The sequence below is a fragment of the Sorangium sp. So ce448 genome (genome assembly GCF_051520915.1).
Lineage (GTDB): Bacteria > Myxococcota_A > Polyangia > Polyangiales > Polyangiaceae > Sorangium > Sorangium cellulosum_B.
Window position 1 is genome coordinate 4,012,357 of the sequence record NZ_CP150343.1, and the last position, 18,391, is coordinate 4,030,747.

12 protein-coding genes are annotated in these 18,391 nt (G+C 69.4%); 6 read left to right on the forward strand and 6 right to left on the reverse strand.

Annotated features, from left to right (window positions below):
• Positions 1-98: 98 nt before the first annotated feature.
• A complete protein-coding gene (locus WMF45_RS15410; protein WP_437717642.1) occupies positions 99-1,061 on the reverse strand; it encodes an alpha/beta hydrolase family protein in 963 nt (320 codons plus the stop codon).
• Positions 1,062-1,207: 146 nt separating this feature from the next.
• On the opposite strand from WMF45_RS15410, the gene WMF45_RS15415 reads away from it, so the two are divergent.
• The 3 genes from WMF45_RS15415 to WMF45_RS15425 all read left to right on the forward strand — a co-directional run bounded on the left by WMF45_RS15415 (position 1,208) and on the right by WMF45_RS15425 (position 8,336).
• Positions 1,208-2,095 carry a helix-turn-helix domain-containing protein gene (locus tag WMF45_RS15415; protein ID WP_437717643.1) on the forward strand — a complete coding sequence of 296 codons (888 nt, stop codon included), beginning with the start codon at positions 1,208-1,210 and terminating at the stop codon, positions 2,093-2,095.
• A gap of 287 nt (positions 2,096-2,382) precedes the next feature.
• A complete protein-coding gene (locus WMF45_RS15420; RefSeq protein ID WP_437717644.1) occupies positions 2,383-7,824 on the forward strand; it encodes a trifunctional serine/threonine-protein kinase/ATP-binding protein/sensor histidine kinase in 5,442 nt (1,813 codons plus the stop codon).
• A 14-nt stretch (positions 7,825-7,838) separates the two neighbouring features.
• Complete coding sequence (locus WMF45_RS15425) at positions 7,839-8,336, forward strand: response regulator (RefSeq protein WP_437717645.1); 498 nt, start codon at positions 7,839-7,841, stop codon at positions 8,334-8,336.
• Here WMF45_RS15425 and WMF45_RS15430 read toward each other — a convergent pair whose 3' ends face one another.
• Positions 8,337-10,250: a PAS domain S-box protein gene (locus WMF45_RS15430; RefSeq protein WP_437717646.1), complete on the reverse strand. Its 1,914-nt coding sequence runs from the start codon at positions 10,248-10,250 to the stop codon at positions 8,337-8,339.
• A gap of 181 nt (positions 10,251-10,431) precedes the next feature.
• Here WMF45_RS15430 and WMF45_RS15435 point away from each other — a divergent pair, with 181 nt between their 5' ends.
• Both WMF45_RS15435 and WMF45_RS15440 read left to right on the forward strand, forming a co-directional pair.
• Positions 10,432-12,540 (forward strand): hybrid sensor histidine kinase/response regulator, encoded by a 2,109-nt coding sequence (locus WMF45_RS15435; protein ID WP_437717647.1) that lies wholly within the window; start codon positions 10,432-10,434, stop codon positions 12,538-12,540.
• Between the two features lie 344 nt (positions 12,541-12,884).
• On the forward strand, positions 12,885-13,841 hold the full coding sequence (locus WMF45_RS15440) for a hypothetical protein (protein WP_437717648.1): 957 nt from the start codon (positions 12,885-12,887) through the stop codon (positions 13,839-13,841).
• 167 nt (positions 13,842-14,008) lie between these two features.
• On the opposite strand, the gene WMF45_RS15445 is transcribed toward WMF45_RS15440, so the two are convergent.
• Both WMF45_RS15445 and WMF45_RS15450 read right to left on the reverse strand, forming a co-directional pair.
• Positions 14,009-15,376, reverse strand: a complete 1,368-nt coding sequence (locus WMF45_RS15445) for an MFS transporter (protein ID WP_437717649.1) — start codon at positions 15,374-15,376, stop codon at positions 14,009-14,011.
• 280 nt (positions 15,377-15,656) lie between these two features.
• Positions 15,657-15,800 carry a hypothetical protein gene (locus WMF45_RS15450; RefSeq protein WP_437717650.1) on the reverse strand — a complete coding sequence of 48 codons (144 nt, stop codon included), beginning with the start codon at positions 15,798-15,800 and terminating at the stop codon, positions 15,657-15,659.
• Between WMF45_RS15450 and WMF45_RS15455 the strand changes: the two genes are divergently transcribed.
• Positions 15,787-15,942, forward strand: coding sequence for a hypothetical protein (locus tag WMF45_RS15455; protein WP_437717651.1), 156 nt, complete (start codon positions 15,787-15,789; stop codon positions 15,940-15,942). The genes WMF45_RS15450 and WMF45_RS15455 overlap by 14 nt on opposite strands.
• A 31-nt stretch (positions 15,943-15,973) precedes the next feature.
• Here WMF45_RS15455 and WMF45_RS15460 read toward each other — a convergent pair whose 3' ends face one another.
• Together WMF45_RS15460 and WMF45_RS15465 are read right to left on the reverse strand one after the other, a co-directional pair.
• Positions 15,974-17,305 carry a Dyp-type peroxidase gene (locus WMF45_RS15460; RefSeq protein ID WP_437717652.1) on the reverse strand — a complete coding sequence of 444 codons (1,332 nt, stop codon included), beginning with the start codon at positions 17,303-17,305 and terminating at the stop codon, positions 15,974-15,976.
• Positions 17,306-17,329: 24 nt separating this feature from the next.
• Positions 17,330-18,349: a hypothetical protein gene (locus tag WMF45_RS15465; protein WP_437717653.1), complete on the reverse strand. Its 1,020-nt coding sequence runs from the start codon at positions 18,347-18,349 to the stop codon at positions 17,330-17,332.
• Positions 18,350-18,391 lie beyond the last annotated feature (42 nt).

Here is an 18,391-nt window from a genome sequence, read left to right on the forward strand (position 1 = left end):
TTTGCGTCTTTGCGTTGAAATCTCTCCCCAGATCGCTGGCCGGACTTCTGGCGGGCGGAACTAATGCTCGGCAGGCCTCGTCCGCGAGCGCTCGATCATCACGACTTGGACTCGACTCGTCCGAGCGGCTTGACAGCGTCCGTCAGCGCGCTTTGTGCGTCCTGCCAGGCGGGGTCTCCGGGGTAAAGCGCGGTGTGGAGGTAGGCCCGCGTGAGGAGCTGGACGGCAGCCACGCGCTCGGGGTTCTCGTCGGTGGTCTCGGCGAGGTCGTAGCCCGCGACGCCCCCCAGCCCGTGCTCTGCGTCGACCAGCATGAGCAGCGACTTGGGGCCTGGGGAGAGGAAGTAGGGATCCTCGTGCCAGGCGGCGCCTGCGGTCGTCAGGTGGGGAGAGCCGTCCTTGTCGCCGGCGACCACGAGCGCGGGCGTCGTCATGGTGGAAAAATCGATGTTCGCGAAGAATGGGTAGTTCTCTGCTGCGTACTTGCTGAGGGCGTCGCCTCGGCCGGGCGCGGCGAGCAGCACGCCCGCCTTGATCCGCGGCTCGGCGACGCTCACCTCTCTTCCGTCGTGGGGGTCCACGTTCCGCGCGCCGAGCAGCACGCTCGCGGTGTGCCCGCCCATCGAGTGGCCGAGGACGGCCACCTTGCTTCGATCCACACGCCCGGCGATCGCAGGGACGGCGCGCTCGATCGCGTCGAGCTGGTCAAGGATGCGGCTCATGTCCTCGGCGCGCGCGCGCCAGAAGAGAGGCGCATCGGGATGGTCCGAGCCTCTGAAGGGCAGCGTCTTCGAGTCGAGATGCGTGGGCTGGATCACGACGAAGCCGTGCGCCGCGAAGTAGTTGGCGAGCGGGGCGTAGCCGTGGAGCGACGAGACGAAGTTGGAGGGGCCGTGGCCGTGCGAGAGCAGCAGGATGGGCAGCTCGCTTCCGGTCACGGGCGCGGAGACGCGCACCTGGAGATCGACGGGGCGGCCGGGAGCGGGCAGCACGATGGGGTGGATCGAGGAGACCTGCGCGGGTGCGCTGGAGGCGTTCGCTGCGGGAGTCGGTTGGCTCATGATGTGGAGTTCCTTTCGGGGGCTCGGCCCCGCTCATCGCCTTGGTAGCTCCCGCCACCGCTCTCTCATTGGAAGGACCGGACATTTTCGGAGCGCTCGCTCCGCGTCGGCTTGAACGATCGCAGCCGGCGCGCGACACTGCGACGGTGCTGCACACGACGGACACCGCGGCGACGTTCTCGCTCTCGCGCTTCGTCGAGGGCGTTCACTCGCTCCTGCCGGTGGGTGGGCGCACTCGTCATGAACGGCTGCCCGACGGACGAACGATGCTCGTCTTCCGCGTGCTCGAGGAGGGCCGGAGAGGCGACGTGTGCGTCGCGGGGCCGCGCACGCACGCGCTGTTCAAGAACGCCGGCGGCGTGGCGCGGGCGATCAGCATCCAGTTCAAGCCAGGCTGGTCGGCGCCGCTCCTCGGCGTGGCCGCGAACGCGCTGACGGATCGGATCATCCCGCTGGAAGACATCTGGGGCCGCCCGGGCGGCGATCTATGCGACGAGCTGCTCGCGGCGCGCAGCCTGCCGGAGCTCCTCGACCGAGTGTCCCGCGCCATCGCCCTTCGCACCCGCCAGACGTTCGAATCGGCATCGGCGCGGCTCGCGCGCCGCGCGGTTCGCTTGCTCGAAGGAGACGAGGTCCGGGTGGAGAGGGTGGCGGAGCGGCTGGGCGTCACGGCGCGGCATCTCCGCCGTGCCTTCACCGAGAGCGTCGGCGTCTCGCCGAAGGATTTCGCGCGCACCGTTCGCCTGCAGCGTGCGGTGCGGATGGCAGCGACCTCGAAGGACTGGGCGCGCATCGCGAGAGACGCGGGCTATTACGACCAGGCGCACCTCATCGCCGATTTCCGGGAGCTCGTCGGGCTCACGCCGGGCGCCTTCGTGAAGCGTGCGGGCGACGACGGCGCCGCGAGGCGACTTCTCGGCCCACCGGCCGAGGATGCGCGAGCCTGCGCCGAGGGCGGCGCGAACGCCCGCCATGATGTCGGCGAGAGCGGCGTGGTCACGGTGCGAGCCCGAATCGAGCGCGCGGCGTCGTAGGGCGACGGAGCTAGCGTATCGGCAGCATCTCGGCTCCATGCGGACCATCGCCCGCTGTTCCCTGTTGCCTGTCCGGAGACCTCGCAGGCCCGGCTCCCCAGGTGGCACTTCGAACCAGAACAGGTATCAACGGCGGATATCCACCCACGCTGTCCCGCGAGATTCGTCCAGCCGCGAAGCGTCTTCGTGATACCATCCAGGACACATCCGTGGCGGGGGCATGCCACGCGGTGGGGCTGTTGGCCGGGCCTGACAGCGCCAGAGCACGTCTGACGTCAAGGGGAGTGATGCTGACGATCTCGGGGTATCAAGCGACCGACACGATCTACGAGAGCGGCAGCTCGCGCGTCTACCGGGGCCAGCGCGCCGGAGACGGGCGCGCCGTGATCCTCAAGCTGCTGCGCTCGGACTATCCCAGCCAGACGGAGCTCACGCGCTACCGGCATGAATACGCGGTGCTCCGCAACCTGGATGCGCCGGGCGTCGTCCGGGCGCTCGACCTGTGCAGGCACGAGAACGGGCTCCTCCTCGTCCTCGAGGATTTCGGCGGCCGCTCGCTGGCGCACCACCTCCACCACCTCCAGCGCCGCCCGTTCGACGCCGCGGACTTCGTCCGGCTTGCGATCCAGATCACGAGCGCTCTTCGCGAAGTCCACGGAGGCGGAATTATACACAAGGATATCAATCCGTCCAATATCGTAGTCAACCGCGAGACGGGTGTTGCCAAGATCATCGACTTTGGCATCTCGACGCGGCTTTCCCGGGAAGAGCTCTCGATCAAGAGCCCCGCGGTGCTCGAGGGGACGCTCGCCTACATCTCTCCCGAGCAGACCGGTCGCATGAACCGGTCGCTCGACCATCGCACCGATTTCTACTCGCTCGGCGCCACCTTCTACGAGCTCCTCACGGGCGCGCCGCCCTTCAGCGCGACCGACGCCATGGAGCTCGTTCACTGCCACGTCGCGCGCGATCCCGCCCCGCCGCGCGCGCGCTGTCCGGGCGTGCCGGAGGTCCTGTCGGACCTCGTGATGAAGCTCATGGCCAAGGCGGCCGAGGGCCGTTACCAGAGCGCGGGGGGCCTCCTTCACGACCTGGAGGAGTGCGAGCGGCGCCTCGCGGCCACGGGCGAGATCGCCCCGTTCCCGCTGGGCCGCGCCGACGCCTCCGGCGAGCTCCGCATCCCGCAGCAGCTCTACGGGCGCGAGCGCGAGGCGCAGGCGCTGCTCGAGGCGTTCGAGCGCGCGGCGCGGGGCGGCGCCGAGCTGATGCTCATCGCCGGGTACTCGGGGATCGGCAAGTCCGCGCTGGCGCACGAGCTGTACAAGCCCATCACCGAGGCGCGCGGGTACTTCGTCGCGGGCAAGTACGACCAGCTCCAGCGAAGCACCCCGTACACAGCGATCACCAGCGCGTTCCGCGACCTGGTGCGGCAGATCGTCGCCGAGCCCGAGGCGCAGTTCGCGCTCTGGCGCTCGAAGATCAAGGCCGCTCTCGGGGTGAACGGGCAGGTCCTCGTCGACGTGATCCCGGAGATCGAGCGCATCGTGGGCGACCAGCCGGCCGTCCAGGCGCTGGGGCCCGCCGAGTCCCAGAACCGCTTCGTGCGCGTCCTCCAGAACTTCGTCCGCGTGTTCTGTGACGCCGAGCGCCCGCTGGCCATCTTCCTCGACGACCTGCAGTGGGCCGACGCGGCGTCCCTCCGGGTCATCGAGCTCTTGATGACCGACGCGAAGCTGCGCGGCCTGCTCGTGATCGGCGCCTACCGCGACAACGAGGTGGGGGCCGCGCACCCGCTCTCGGCCGCGATCGCCGCGCTGCGACGGGAAGGGGCGGTCGGCCGGGTGCGCGAGATCTCTCCCGGGCCGCTCGGCGCCGAGATGGTCTGTCGGATGCTCGCCGACGCGCTGCGCGCGGACGCCGCGGCGGTCATGCCGCTCGCCGCGCTGGTCACGCGGAAGACGGGCGGCAACCCGTTCTTCGTCAACGAGTTCCTCCGGACGCTGCACAACACCGGGTGTCTGCGGTACGACGCCGGGCTCGCGGCGTGGACGTGGGACGTCGAGCACATCGAGTCCAGGAACATCACGGACAACGTCGTCGATCTGATGATCGGCAAGCTCCGGCAGCTCCCCGCGGACACGCAGCGAGCGCTCATGTCGGCGTCCTGCCTCGGCAACCGCTTCGACCTGGGCAGGCTGGCGGTCATCCGCGAGGAGACCCGCGCCGATGCCTACAGGCACCTCGTGCCCGCGCTGCAGGAGGGCCTCCTCGTCCCGCTCTCCCCGATGGAGCCCGCGGCGCCCGACGATCTCGCCGCGCCGCTCGTCTTCCCGGACTACAGGTTCCTCCACGATCGCGTCCAGCAGGCCGCGTACGCCATGATCGAGGACGGCGAGCGCAGCGGCCTGCACGCCGACATCGGCCGGCTGCTCCTGCGGAGCCTGGGCGGGCGCGCCCCCGAGGAGAAGGTCTTCGACGTCGTCTACCACCTGAACCGCGGCGCCGACCTGCTGAGCGACGCCGCCGAGCAGCGGCGCCTCGCGGAGCTGAACCTCCTCGCGGGCCGGCGCGCGCTGCTCTCCGCCGCCTTCGACGCGGCGCGCGGCTACTTCGCTCGAGGCCTCTCGCTGCTGCCCGCGAGCGCCTGGCAGAGCGAGCCTGCGCTGATGAGCGCGCTCCACGTCGGCGCGGCCGAGGCGGCGTGCATGAACGCCGACTGGGGCGCGATGAAGGCGCTCGTGGACGCCGCCCTGGGCGAGATCCACGACGTCATGAACAGGAGCAAGCTCTACGAGCTCCTGATCCTCTATCACCACACCCAGGCGGAGTTCCGGAAGGCCGTGGACATCGCCGTGGAGGCGCTCGCGCAGCTCGGCGAGACGTTCCCGGCGAGCCCCGGCATGCAGGATTTCCTCGACGCCTACACGAAGACGACGAAGCAGGTCGCCGAGATCGGCATCGAGCGCCTCGGCCGGCTCCCTCCGATGACGGAGGCCCCGAAGCAAGCCGCGCTCGTGATCCTCCGGCGCGCCATCCATGCGTCGTATTTCGCCGCGCCGGAGATGCTCGGGCTCTTCATCTGCCGCGCGCTCGACCTGACGATGGATCACGGCGAGTCGCCGCTCTCGTCCTATGCGTTCGCGGCGTTCAGCGTGCTCGTCAACGCCGGCGTTGGCGACATCGCGACGGGATCCCGGTTCGGTGAGCTGGCGATCGCGGTGCACAGGCGCCGGGACGAGCCGTTCTACAAGGCGAGCGTCTACAACTTCTATTACGGGCTCTCCCGGCACTTCTACCGTCCGGCCCGCGAGAGCCAGGCGCCGCTCATCGAAGGGTACCTGAGCTACGCCGAGAACGGCGACGCCGAGAGCGCCGCGTACTGCCTCATCAACGCCTTCGTCTGCGGCGCCGTCTCCGGGCAGAACCTCCTCGACCTCGAGGCGATGTTCGACAGGCACATCGAGGAGGTGTTCAGGTTCAAGCAGGAGCAGGTCATCAACCAGCTCAGCGTGTGGCGGCAGGTCATCCGGAACCTCACCGGCAGGTCCGAGCACGCGGCGAAGATCAAGGGAGAGTTCTTCGACGCCGAGCAGGCGCTCCCCGGACTCTACGCGACAAAGAACTTCAACACCGTCAATTATATCCATACGGCGCAGGCCATGCTCTATTTCGTCTTCGGCGAATACGAGCTCGCCTACAGGCACGCCGCCGAGACGGAGCCGACCCTCGGCGCCAGCACGGGCAAGGTGTTCACGCCGCTGCACACCTTCTATTACTCCCTTGCCATGACCGCGCTCTACCCGGCGGCCTCGCCGGAGGACAGGGCGCGCTACCGCGAGAAGCTGTCGGAGAACCAGGCAAAGCTGAAGGCGCTGTCGGCGACGTGCGCCAGCAACTTCCTGCACAGGTACCTGCTCGTGGAGGCCGAGCTCGCGCGGATCGACGGCCGCGCTGCCGAGGCGCTGGACCTGTACGACCGCGCCATCGCGTCCGCCTCGGAGCACGATTACGTGAACGAGGCCGCGGTCGCCTGCGAGCTGGCGGGGCGGTTCTGGCTCGCGCAGGGGAAAGAGAAGCTCGCGCGCGTCTACCTCGCGGACGCGAGCTACCACTACAACCTCTGGGGCGCCGTCCGCAAGGCGCAGGACCTGGAGGAGCGGTATCCGCAGCTCGTCGCGCGCGAGGCGCACGCTCCGCGATCCTCGGAGATCGCGCCCTCACGGACGTTCGTCACGACGACCTCGCTCGGCGCATCTCGCCTCGACCTCAGGACGGTCCTGAAGGCGGCGCAGGCGATCTCCGGGGAGATCGTGCTCGACAGGCTCCTCGCCAAGCTCATGTCGGTCGCCATGGAGAACGCCGGCGCCCAGCGCGGCTGCCTCGTCCTCCGGGACAGCGACGGCCTGCGGATCGAGGCCGAGGTCGACTGGACCGACGGCCGCGACGAGCCGCGCTTCCCGGGGCTGCCCCTCGACAAGGCAGCGGCGCACGAACGCCCGCTCCTCTGGGCCGCGATCGTGCAGTACGTCGCGCGGACGGGCCAGTGCGTCGTCCTCTCCGACGCCTCCACAGACAGGCAGTTCCAGCGCGACGACTACGTCGCTCAGCGCTGCCCGAGGTCCGTCCTGTGCACGCCCATCATCCACCATAACGACCTTTACGGGGCCATTTACCTCGAGAACAACACGGCGGCCGGGACGTTCACCCAGGATCGGCTGGAGCTCCTCTCGATGCTGTCCTCGCAGATGGCCATCTCCATCGAGAACGCGAAGCTCTACACGGGCGTGGAGCAGAAGGTCCGCGAGCGCACGGCGGAGCTCGAGCAGGCCCACGCGACGATCGTCCGCCTGGAGCGGGAGGCGGTCGAGAACCAGATGGCGGGCGGCTTCGCGCACGAGATGCGCAACGCGCTCTCGGGGGCCGCCATGGTGCTCGAGTCCGTGACCCAGGGCGGCGAGACGCTGTGCGCCAAGAACGCGGCCCGGCTCGGCGAGCTGTTCGACTTGCTCAAGGGCGATATCCCGGAGGGCAAGATCAAGGCGGTCCTCGCCCATCTGGGCGACATCGAGGAGGCGGAGGAGACGCTCGACAGCGTGCTCCGGATGGTGGGCGACTGCACGGGGCGCGCGCTGAGCGTCACGAACAGGATCCTGGAGTACTCGAAGCTCGGCGTCGCGCTCGCCGGCAACGAGGTCGTGAGCCTCCGCCGCGTCATCGAGTCCGTCGCGGCGCGGCACCGCGACGAGTTCGCGCGCCAGGGCGTGTCGGTCGAGCTCGATCTCCGGGGCGGCTCGGCGGTCGTCGGATACGAGTCGCACTTCGACTCCATCGTGAGCAACATCGTCCTGAACGCGCGCGACGCGCTGCTCCTTGTCGGCGACGGCCGCGGCCGGCGGATGCGGGTCGAGACGGTCGACGAGGGGGAGCTTCAGGTCGTCACCATCAGCGACAACGCCGACGGGATCTCGTCCGACGACCTCTCGAAGATCTTCCAGCCGTTCTTCTCGACGAAGCCGACGACCGGCGTTGGCCTGGGGCTCAGCTTCGTCTCCCGCCTCGTCGCGATGTACCGCGGGACGATCGACGTCGAGAGCGCGGCGGACCGAGGAACGACGTTCGTCGTCCGGCTTCCGCGCGCGGCGCTCCACCACGAGCCGCAGCAGCCGCAACAGCCGCAGCCGGCCGGCGCGCCCGCCGGCCGGATCGATCTCAACCTCTCCGGGAATTGAAAGGAGGCGCCAAGATGACATCGGCGAAATTCACCAGGCGCTTCCGCGAAGCTTCGGACGAGGCGCCGGAGGCGCCCGATAAGGAGCGGGCGATCGTGGTCGTGATCGACGACGACCCGCGGATGCGGTCCGCGCTCGAGTTCACGCTGCGGCGTGATTACGACGTGCGCCTGTACGCGAGCGCGCAGGAGGGCATCGCCGCCATGACGGAGATGGTCAGCCTGGTCATCCTCGATATCCGCATGCCGGGCATCGACGGGCTCACTGCCTACCTGAAGATCAAGGCGCTGTTCCCGAAGGTGCCGATCATCTTCTACACCGCGTTCCAGGACATCCTGGAGAAGCAAGACCTGCTCTCGACCCACAAGGCGTTCGGCTATTTCGACAAGAACGGCGACGTGTCGGGGCTCATCGCGGCCGTCGAGAAGGCCGTGCAGCATCACAGCCTGGTCTCCAGCATGGCGAGCGCGCAGAAGCTCGTGCGCGGGATCATGCCCCCGGACGCGAGCTGATCAGGGGCTCGCGTGCCGCCGCGCGCGCGGCAGCTCGACCGTGAACCTCGCGCCCTCGCCCAGGCGGCTCTCGACGCGGACCGCCCCGCCCATCGCCTCCGCCGCCTCGCGCACGATCCACAGCCCGAGCCCGAACCCGCTGTAGTGGCGCGACGTCGTCGCCCGCTGAAAGCAGCGGAAGATCCGCTCGTGATCGGCCGCCGCGATGCCGATCCCGCGGTCGCGGACGGTGAGGCGGGCCATGTCGCCGGACGCCGCGAGCGCCACGTCGACGGGCTTGCCGCCGCCGTACTTGGACGCGTTGGAGAGCAGGTTGGTGATGATCTGCTCGATCCGCACCGGGTCCCACTGGCCGAGGAGGGCGCTCGGCGCGTCGACGGTGACCGGGCACGCCGCGCGCCGGAGCAGCGCCGCGTGTCCGTGCAGGATGTCCCGGAGGAGCGCGCTGAGGTCGACCTCCTCCGGCGTCACCGTCATCGGCGCCGCCGTGATCTGCGAGATGTCGAGCAGCTCCTCGACGAGCCGGTGCAGCCTGCCGAGCAGCGCCTCCACGGCCTCGAGCTTCGGGATCACCTCCTCGGCGGTCGGCGGCGGCCCGCCGGCCCTCCGGTACATGCGCAGGAGCGCCTGCACCCGGAGCATCACCGGGGTAAGGGGCGTCTTGAGCTCGTGCGACGCGATGGTCAAGAACTCCTGGCGCGTCTCCTCGACGTGCTTCCGGTCCGTGATGTCCTCCGCGATGACGATGAAGTAGGCAGGCGCCCCGGAGGCGTGACGGACCAGCGAGACCGTGACCTTCACCCAGACCGGCTCGCCGCCCTTCCGGACATAACGCTTCTCCTGCGAGGCCGTCTGGACCTCCCCCGACAGGATGCGGCGCAGGTTCTCGATATCGGCAGGCAGATCCGGCGGATAGGTGATCTGCTGGAACGTGAGATCGGTCATCTCGGCGTGGGAGTAACCCACGAGATCGCAGAACCTCTCGTTCAGCCGGAGCCATCGGCCCTCGACCGACGCCTGGCCGATGCCGACCGCGGCCTGGTTGAACGTGGCGCGAAAGCGCTCCTCGCTCCTCCTCAGCTCCTCCTCGGACCGCTTGCGCTCCGTGATGTCGTGGAACGACGCGACGACCGCGTAGGGGAGGGCCTCGCCAGCGCGGAGCAGCGGCTGCGAGTTGATGGAGATCCACGCCATCTCGCCCTCCGGCCGGTGGACCCCCATGATCACGTTCTTCTGCGGCGCCCCCGTGCGGAGCGTCACGATGGCCGGGTGCAGGTCGCCGTTGAACGGAGAGCCGTCCTCGTGGACGGCGCTCCAGCGGGGATCGCGGCTCTCCCGGCCCGCCATCTCCGCGGACGTGAGCCCGAGGATGCGCTCTGCGCTCGCGTTGCACGCCTGGATCGCGCCGCTCGCGTCCTGGAGGACGATCCCCTCGTCGAGGGCGGCGATCACCGAACGATAGCGCTCCTCGCTCCTCCGGAGCGCCGCTTCCGTCGCCCTCCGCTCCGTGACGTCGGCGCAGATCATGAGCAGGGTGGCGACGCGGCCGCCGCGCAGGATGGGGCTGACCCTCGCCTCGTAGAGCGCTACATGGCCGTGCTCGCCGCGGATCGCGCACTCGCAGCTGTCGGGCGCCCCCGACCGCACGACGCGCTCGACGCAGGAGCGGGCCGCCTCTCGCGTCTCCGGCGCGATGTGCTCGTAGATGCTCGTCCGCAGCAGGCTCGTCGAGCTCGCCCGCGGCAGCGCGCGGCCGGAGAGCAGGATCGTGCCCTCCGGGGAGAGCACCAGGATGCAGTCGGATGCGCTGTCCAGGATCGCCTGCAGCAACACCTCGGCGCCGCCGAGCTCGGCCAGCTGTCGCTTGAGCGCGTCGGCGGCGCCTTCTTCCGCGGATTTCCCCAGCGCAGCCACGCTCTATGCATTGTTACCAGAGGCCGCGGCCGCAACCGCGCAGGCGAGCTCGCCCCGGCTGACGGGGCGCGCGCGGGGGCCCGCGCCGCCGCGGTCTCGGGCATCGTTTCTCGGCGCGACGAGCGGGTTGGTGGTGGCGAAACGCCGAACGCGCCATTACGCAAACCTCCGGGCGAGGACGATGCGGAGCTCACGGGTGGACGGGACTGGCCGCCAGCGCGCCGAGGAGGCCACCGCGGCCGGGCAGGCCGAGGTGGCGCTGCGAGAGAGCGATGCCCGCGACCGCGCCGCCAGCGCAGAAGCCGCCCGGCTGGAGGCCGAGGCGGCCGTCCGGCGGAGCGAGGAGCAGTATCGCCTCGTCAACCGTGCCACGAACGACGTGATCTGGGACTGGGACCTGGAGACGAACCGGGTCTTCTGGAACGGAGCGGTCGTCCAGCACTTCGGCTGCACGCCGGAGGAGCTCGGTGACGGCCCCGAGGGCTGGTACGACCGCATCCACCCCGAGGACAGGGCGCGGGTGACCGAGGGGATCCGCGCGGCGATCGAGGGCAACGGGGAGAGCTGGACCGACGAGTACCGCTTTCGCAAGGGCGACGGCTCGTACGCGCCCATCCTCGACCGCGGCTACATCGGCCGGAGCGCGAGCGGCGCGCCCACCCGCATGATCGGCTCGATGCTGGACCTGACCGAGCGCCACCGGGCGGAGGCCGCCCTGCGCGAGAGCGAGCTCTTTCACCGTCAGACACTCGAATCGATCCCGGGCATGGTGTGGGCGACGCGGCCCGACGGCTACTGCGAGTTCTTCAGCGAGCAATGGGTCGAGTTCACCGGCGTGCCCGCCGAGCGGCAGTTCGGCGACCGGTGGCTCGAGGTCCTGCACCCGGACGATCGGGAGCGGGTCTTCGCCTCCTGGCGCGCCGCGGTCGGGGGGCTCGCCCCGTATGACCTGGAGTACCGTATCCGGTGGCGCGACGGCGGATACCAGTGGTTCAAGGTGCGCGGGCGGCCCATCCGCGACGCCTCGGGCCGGATCGTCCGCTGGTTCGGGATCGCGATCAACATCCACGATCTCAAGCTCGCAGAGCAGGCGCTGCGGGACGCGGACCGGCGGAAGGACGAGTTCCTGGCCATGCTGGCCCACGAGCTGCGCAACCCCCTCGCGCCCGTCCGCACGGCCGTCGCGATGCTCCGGAGGGTCGGAGCGGCGGATCCCGTGCAGCGGCGAGCCCGGGACGTGATCGATCGCCAGGTCACGCACATGGTCCGGCTGATCGACGACCTGCTCGACATCTCCCGCATCGCCCGCGGCCGGATCCAGCTCCGCAAGGCGCGTTGCGATCTCGTCGGCATCGTCCGCCAGACCGCCGAGGATTACCGGGCGAACCTCGAGGCCGAGGGCGTGGCGCTCCGCGTGAGCGCGCCGGACGAGCCGCTCTGGGTCGAGGGCGACGACACCCGGCTGGCGCAGATGCTGGGCAATCTGCTGCAGAACGCCGGCAAGTTCACCGACGCGGGCGCGAGCGGGGGCGGGCGCGTGGGCGTGCGCGTCGAGGCGGACTCTCGTCCTCGGGTGCCCGGGCGCGAAGGGGGCGTGTCTGGACAGGCCCTCATCACGGTCGAGGACAACGGCGTCGGGATGGACCCGGGGCTGCTAGCGCGCATCTTCGATCCGTTCAGCCAGGCGGATCAGGGGCTGGCCCGGAGCAAGGGGGGGCTCGGGCTCGGCCTTGCGCTGGTGAAGGGGCTCGTCGAGCTCCACGGCGGGACGGTGGCGGCCCACAGCGAGGGGCCCGGCCGCGGCTCGGTGTTCACGCTGCGGCTGCCGCTCGCGGCGCCGGTCGCCCGGGACCTGTCGGCCGCCTCCGGCGGGGAGGAGGCCAGTCGCCAGGGGGTCCGCGTCCTCGTGATCGAGGACAACCACGACGCGGCCGAGAGCCTCGAGATGCTCTTGACCCTGAGCGGCTACGACGTGGAGACGGCGTTCGACGGCCCGACCGGCCTGACGGCGGCCCGGACGCGTCCTCCGGATGTGGTCCTGTGCGACCTCGGGTTGCCGGGCGGGATGGATGGGTACGCCGTGGCCCGCGCCATCCGCGCCGAGCCGTCGCTCGCGTCGACGCGCCTCGTCGCCCTGAGCGGCTACGGTCAGGACGAGGACCGGAGGAGATCGCGAGAGGCGGGCTTCGACAAGCACCTCGTCAAGCCAGCCGAGGACACCGCGCTGATGGAGGCCCTGTCGGCGGGGCGCCGGGAGCTGCGTAGCTCGACGAGCCAGCTCTCGCGCTGACCTGCGGCCGCGCGCTCGCGCCCCCGGCTGCGAGGGCGCCTGGGTTTGGCGTCGACCGCGCGAAGGTGGCATTGTAGGCACAGCGACGCTGAGGGCGAACGATGAACGATGGAGAGCTCGAGGCCGCGCTGCGGCGTGATCCGACCGATGCGCAGGCCTGGCTCGCGTACGCCGGGACGTTGACGGCGGCGGGTGATCCGCTGGCCGAGCTGATCGAATGGGAGCGGCGGGTGAGAGCCGACGAGGCGGGGGCGTGGCAAGCGCGGCGGAGGGCGCGGGAGGAGCTGCGCGGGGCGTGGGGGCTGGGCGACAAGGACGGGGTCGACGGCGAGTTCGAGTGGGGGTTGTTCAAGGTGCGTCGGGTGAGGAAACATCATGCGGCGTGCCTGTGGCGTCTGACTCGAGTACGGCTGCTGGACGCGGGCTCGCTGGAGCTCGAGCAATTGCCGCGCGCCGAGCTGGAGGAGTGCCTGGCTGCGCTCGAGGTGTTGAAGCCGCGACGGCTGCTGTTGTCCGATGCCTTGCTCGACGCAGGGGACGCGTTGACGCTGGCGCGAGCCCCCGCGGCGACGATGCTGCGGCAGCTGGTGCTGGAAGCGAGCGGCGCGAGCTTCGAGGGGGACGCCGTGATGGCGGAGTTTGCTCGCGTGCTGCGGAAGGAGGAGCTCGAGCAACTGGGGCTGTGGAATCTACGGATCGGGGACGCCGGGCTCAGGGCTTTGCACGGCGCGGGTGCCTGGCCGCGATTGCGCCACCTGTCGCTCGGCTTCAACGAGCGCGTGTTGAGTGGATCGCTTCTCACGCTGTTCGAGGGCGCATGCTGGCCCCGGCTGGAGCGGCTGGCGCTCGGCTGCGGTGAGGTGGACGCCAGCATGATGCCGCGTCTGTCGGATCTGCCGCTGGCGGCAAGGCTGCGCTCGCTGAGCTTGTGGGGAACTCCGGCGGGCCCGGCGTTCTGGCGTGACCTGGCGGAGAGCGCGAGCTGGGCCTCGCTGCAGCGGCTGAACGTGGAGGAGGGTGACTTCGATGACGCGGCCGCGTACGCGTTGAGTCAGGCTCGAGATCGGTCGCTCGAGCTGCTCATGTCATTCTTCACGCCGCTCGGCGCGGACGCGGCGCTGTCGCTCCTGCGCGGCGAGGGGCTGCCGAGCTTGCGGCTGCTCGCGAACATCACCTCCGCGACACCCGAGCAGATGGCGGCGCTGCGCGGCTTTGGTCAGCGGTTCACGCTGGGCAGCGTCCACGACTGCGGAACGCCTCAGTGGATCGTGCGCGATCACTTTGAGATGGAGCGGTGGTAGGTTCTCCGGGCCAGCAGCCGCGGGCGCGGTGACGTCCCGCACCTTCACGGGCGGGCTCCGCGCTCGACCGCGGGTTGTGGAGGCCGGTGACGAGGCGCCCTGCGCTCCCGCCGACAGGCGACGCCGCGAGACCCTCGGTGGTTCGCGGCGGTCACCTCCAAGCGTGTTCAGCTTGCGCGCGCGAGGCCGACCGTGGCCGGGGCGCCGCTCTGGGCGAGGCGCTCGGCGAGGGCCTTGTCGTAGAGGGCCTGTTCGCTGGCCTTGTGGGCGGCCGTGAAGCGCACCAGGATCGCGCACACCGACGAGACGAGCGCGGCGAAGCCCAGCACCGCAAAGCAGTCCTGGGTGTCGCCGACCGCCTTGAGCAGGAAGCCCGCCGCGACCGCGCCGACATTGCCGCCCGCGCCCACGATGCCCGCGACGCCGCCGAGCGCCTTGCGATCGATGAAGGGCACGAGCGCGTAGGTGGCACCGCACGCCATGTGCGTGAAGAGCCCGAAGCAGATCATCGCGACCACCGCCATCCCCGCCGTCTGCGTCCGGGAGAACCAGAGCAGGCCGAGCCCCTCGCCGACCATCAGCGCGAAGAGGAGGGTCGTGCGGGCGTCCAGGCCCTTCCGATGAGCCAGCCGATCGGAGAGGATGCCGCCCACGGCGCGCGCGAACAGCGCCAGGAGCCCGAAGCTGCCCGCGGCCATGCCCGCGGTCTGGAGATCCAGCTTGAAGCGGTCCACGAAGTAGCTGGCCGCCACGTTGTGCACGAAGAGCTCGATCCCGAAGCAGGCTCCGTACGTGACGAACAGCATCCAGGACCGGTAGTTGCCCATCGCCGCCTTGAAGACCGCCCATCCGCCCTTCTTCCCGCCCTCGATCTCGACGCCCGCCGCGCGGAGGTCCTTGTAGTTCCCTTGCGGGCAGTCCTGGGTGTACTTCCAGTAGAGGACCGCGACGACGAGCATGAGCGCGCCCGGCACCACCATCGCGAGGCGCCAGCCGAGCGATGAGCTGACACCCAGGCTCAGCACCGCCGCGAGCACCCAGGGCATGGTCGACTGCGTGACCCCCCCTCCGGCGTTGCCCCAGCCCGCGCTGGTGGCGTTCGCGGTGCCGACCACGTTGGGGGCGAACATGACGGACGTGTGGTACTGCGTGATGACGAAGCTCGCGCCGATCATGCCGATCAGCAGCCTGAAGAACAGGAAGACCTCATAGCTCTGCGCGAGCGCGATCCCGAGCACGGGGATGGCGCCGAGCGCCAGCAAGCACGTGTAGGTCGCCCGCGGGCCGTACTTGTCGCAGAGCGGCCCGATCACCAGACGACCCGCCACCGTGATGCCCACCGCGGCGATGTTGATGTTGGCGATCTGCTCCTTGGTCAGCCCGAATTCGCCCTTGATGACCGGCATCAGCGGTGCCACCGCGAACCACGCGAAGAAGCAGGCGAAGAACGCCAGCCAGGTCAGGTGGAACGCGCGCATCGCTGGAGTCGACAGCGAAAATAGCTCGATCTTGGTCGCCTTGGTAGCCTGGGTCATGGGTCCTCGTAAGTTGCAAGTTCTGAAGGACCTCGCGGTGCGGCGATCGAGGCCTCAGGACGGATTCATAAAACAAGGACCGTGAATGGTTCGTAAATCGTATGTTTCCGGTCGATGTCGAGCCAAAAATAGATTGTAGATCATATGTTTCCGGTCGATGTCGTGCCCCAGGTGGGTTGTCGTTCGTATGTTTCCGGTTGATGTCATGCCCCAGGTGGGTTGTCGACCGTATGTTTCCGGTTGATGTCCGCGCCGTGCCCATCACGGCGCGCGAGGCGGCTCAGGGCGCCTGCTGGTCAGCGATCGTGATCGGCGGACAGGCGTGCTCGAGGCGCGTCGGGTCTTCGCCTGCGTCGGACGCGTCCGTCTTGCCGGCGCCGCGCACGAGGTGTGCCGGGAGGACGCGGGTGATGGCGACCGTCATCCAGCCCGGCGTGGTGAACAAGATCCTGGCCTGCCTGGCGCTGCCGACCGAGCCGTCGCCTCGGGCGCCGCTGCGGGCTCCGACGGCGAGGTGGGGACAGGCGGACCTCGCCGGGAACCTGTGCCAGCGGGTTCTGGAGTGAACGAGCTGTGCGCGTCCGGTGAAAACGCAGCTCATGTCTGGAGATCAGCGAGCCAGCGCAGGGCGCGCAGCCCTGGCATGAATGCGTACTCTCCGCCCCTTGTCACGACGAACCGCGGCAATCCATGGAGGCGCCGCGGGACCGGGCGCCGTGGAATGCTGAAGTCACCGTCCCCCGCGCTGGATCCGGCGATGGGGTCCTTGATGCTGGCCGCCCCGATGAAGACGCCGCTGTTGACCCACTCCGTCTGCACGAACTCGAACTGCCGGCCCAGGTGCGCTCCGATGAAGGAAAACATGAGCCCCCGATCGACGCCGTCGTCCTCCAGGACCCCCTCCGGGAGCGGGGGACCATAGACGGTCCCACGCCGGATCATCCGGTGCAGGTTGACCATGCCCGCCACGCTCGAGTCCCGCGGGTTTGCGCGCCGAATGTGTGATCCCGGGGGCGTCTTGAAGCCTATCGGGTCGTCTCCATAGAGAAAGGCGTTGCTGCGTAGCCGGTCGCCTCCCAGCTCGGGATCGTCGCAGCACGGGGAGAGCGCCAGGGGCGCGCCGCTCCGCCAGCGCCCCATCATCTTCGCCGCGAGGAGCTCCTCGTCTTCCGGGCCGAGGGAGCTCTCCTTCACGTATCGCCGGAACAGCGCCACGCGCTGGCGCAGCTTGCGAAAGGCCACGTAGGTGCCGTTGCGGCCCAGCGCCTCGGGCTGGGGCATCTGGGCGCCGCCCAGCTCGTCCGGGTAGCCCAGGACGAACTCACCCGCCTTGAGAGGACGCTCCGCCGGGTTGGTCCCCTGGACGCCGCTGCCCTCGATCGCCGGATGGCTCATGCCGTCCCGGAACCCAAAATGTTCCTTCGGACCAGGCAACGCATAGCAATCCTGGTGCCAGATCAACACGACCCCCGGCAACGCCTGCATCGCGGCTCGCGCGCGCTCAAGCATCGCCTCCAGGCCCTGCGCGTCCGGCGACAGAGCCGTGATCACGACGTGGAGGTCCGGGCTTCCGAGCGGCGCTTCCCAGTGCTCGGGGCTGCTATCGCCGGTGTCTCCGAGCTGGCGCGCGCGCGCCGCCATCCCCTGCTGGAACTCCCACGCGAAGCTGTCCAGCGACTCCCGCGGCACGCCGAGCGCCTTGAGGCCCTGGAAGGTGAGCGAGGCGCTCAGCCAGGTGTCGGCCACCGGGCTCTCTGGGTGGGCGGCCGAGGCCACCACGTCGCTGAGCCGCCTCATCAACTCCCGCCCTTCCTTGCGGTCGTCGATGCGGAGCAAGAGGTACGTCGCCACGTACGGCGCCGGCCGCGGGCGCAAGACCCCGCTCTGTATATCATCCAGCTCGAGCGAGCCGCTGACTGATTCGGGCATCGATCTCCTCCGTCGCGGGTGGTGCTATCTCAGCGCCAGGTTCTTCCAGAAGGTGTCCAGGTCGCCCTCGACTCCGAACAAGGTGCTGAACAAAGTGGAGTCCGCCAGCAAGACGTCGCCGGCCCGGTCGCCGTCCGGAGGCATCCAGACAATCCTGTTGAACTCCGTGTTGCCAGCCAGGGTGAACGGATGCGGATGGGACATGTCGATGGGCTGCCTCGCCAGAACATGAATGTTCTTCGTGTCCTCGGTCGTCAACGCATAGTGGGGGAGGTGCGGGTGGAGGTTGAATCTGGTGACCTTGTCGAGCCACCCGCGCGTGTCCAGGTCCATGATCGTGGCCAAGGGAGCAGTCTCACGGGTCCCACGGACGACCGCGGGGCGGAGCCCCCAGCGGTTCTCGATGGGGATGCCCAGCCCTCTCATCAGGGAGCGTACATACCCGCCAAAGCGCTCCTGATGGGGTACCAGCGGGTCGCCGTGATGGATGTGCTCCATGGCGCGAACCTTCAGATCCGCCGAATCCCCGATATCGTGGTGCGGCCCCAGGATCAGACACGTCCCGTCGCGCGCAAGGAACTGCCGGACCGACTCGATCTCCTCGGGCGCGGCCTCCTGCTGCGTCACGTTGTGATCCAGCCCCCACACCAGCAGCGTGTCCGTGTCGGCGAGCACTCGCTCATCGAGAGGCAGCGCGCGCCCCGCCTGGTCGGTCCGCTGGTACATGGGCACTGGATAACCGGTTGTCTCGCCGATGGCCTCCTGGAAGCGTGTCCACGACAGGAAAAATAGCTCCAGCGTCGCGGCGATCCCCTGCTGAAACCTCAGAGGATCCGAGTACTGTGGCGTTTCATAGGTCGGCCACGCGACCCGGCGAACGTCGGTCATGGTGGAGAATCGGTTGTCCAGCTCGGTGACGTCCCGGTTCGCTTCCCCGGGATATGTCCAGGAGATGTACACACTGAACCGCCGCCTGCCCGGCGCGTACTTCCGTGGTGTGTGTGTCTGGTTGTATGCGTGGCCGAGCTGTCTTGACGTGCTCATTCGTCATGTTCCTTCACTTTGGATCTCGTCCGTCCTGGGACC

Bases quoted from the DNA above. Each gene is read 5' to 3' on its own strand.
- WMF45_RS15410 (WP_437717642.1), bottom strand. From the start codon at position 1,061: ATGAGCCAACCGACTCCCGCAGCGAACGCCTCCAGCGCACCCGCGCAG.
- WMF45_RS15420 (WP_437717644.1), top strand. From the start codon at position 2,383: ATGCTGACGATCTCGGGGTATCAAGCGACCGACACGATCTACGAGAGC.
- WMF45_RS15425 (WP_437717645.1), top strand. From the start codon at position 7,839: ATGACATCGGCGAAATTCACCAGGCGCTTCCGCGAAGCTTCGGACGAG.
- WMF45_RS15435 (WP_437717647.1), top strand. From the start codon at position 10,432: ATGCGGAGCTCACGGGTGGACGGGACTGGCCGCCAGCGCGCCGAGGAG.
- WMF45_RS15445 (WP_437717649.1), bottom strand. From the start codon at position 15,376: ATGACCCAGGCTACCAAGGCGACCAAGATCGAGCTATTTTCGCTGTCG.
- WMF45_RS15455 (WP_437717651.1), top strand. From the start codon at position 15,787: ATGGCGACCGTCATCCAGCCCGGCGTGGTGAACAAGATCCTGGCCTGC.
- WMF45_RS15450 (WP_437717650.1), bottom strand. From the start codon at position 15,800: ATGACGGTCGCCATCACCCGCGTCCTCCCGGCACACCTCGTGCGCGGC.
- WMF45_RS15460 (WP_437717652.1), bottom strand. From the start codon at position 17,305: ATGCCCGAATCAGTCAGCGGCTCGCTCGAGCTGGATGATATACAGAGC.
- WMF45_RS15465 (WP_437717653.1), bottom strand. From the start codon at position 18,349: ATGAGCACGTCAAGACAGCTCGGCCACGCATACAACCAGACACACACA.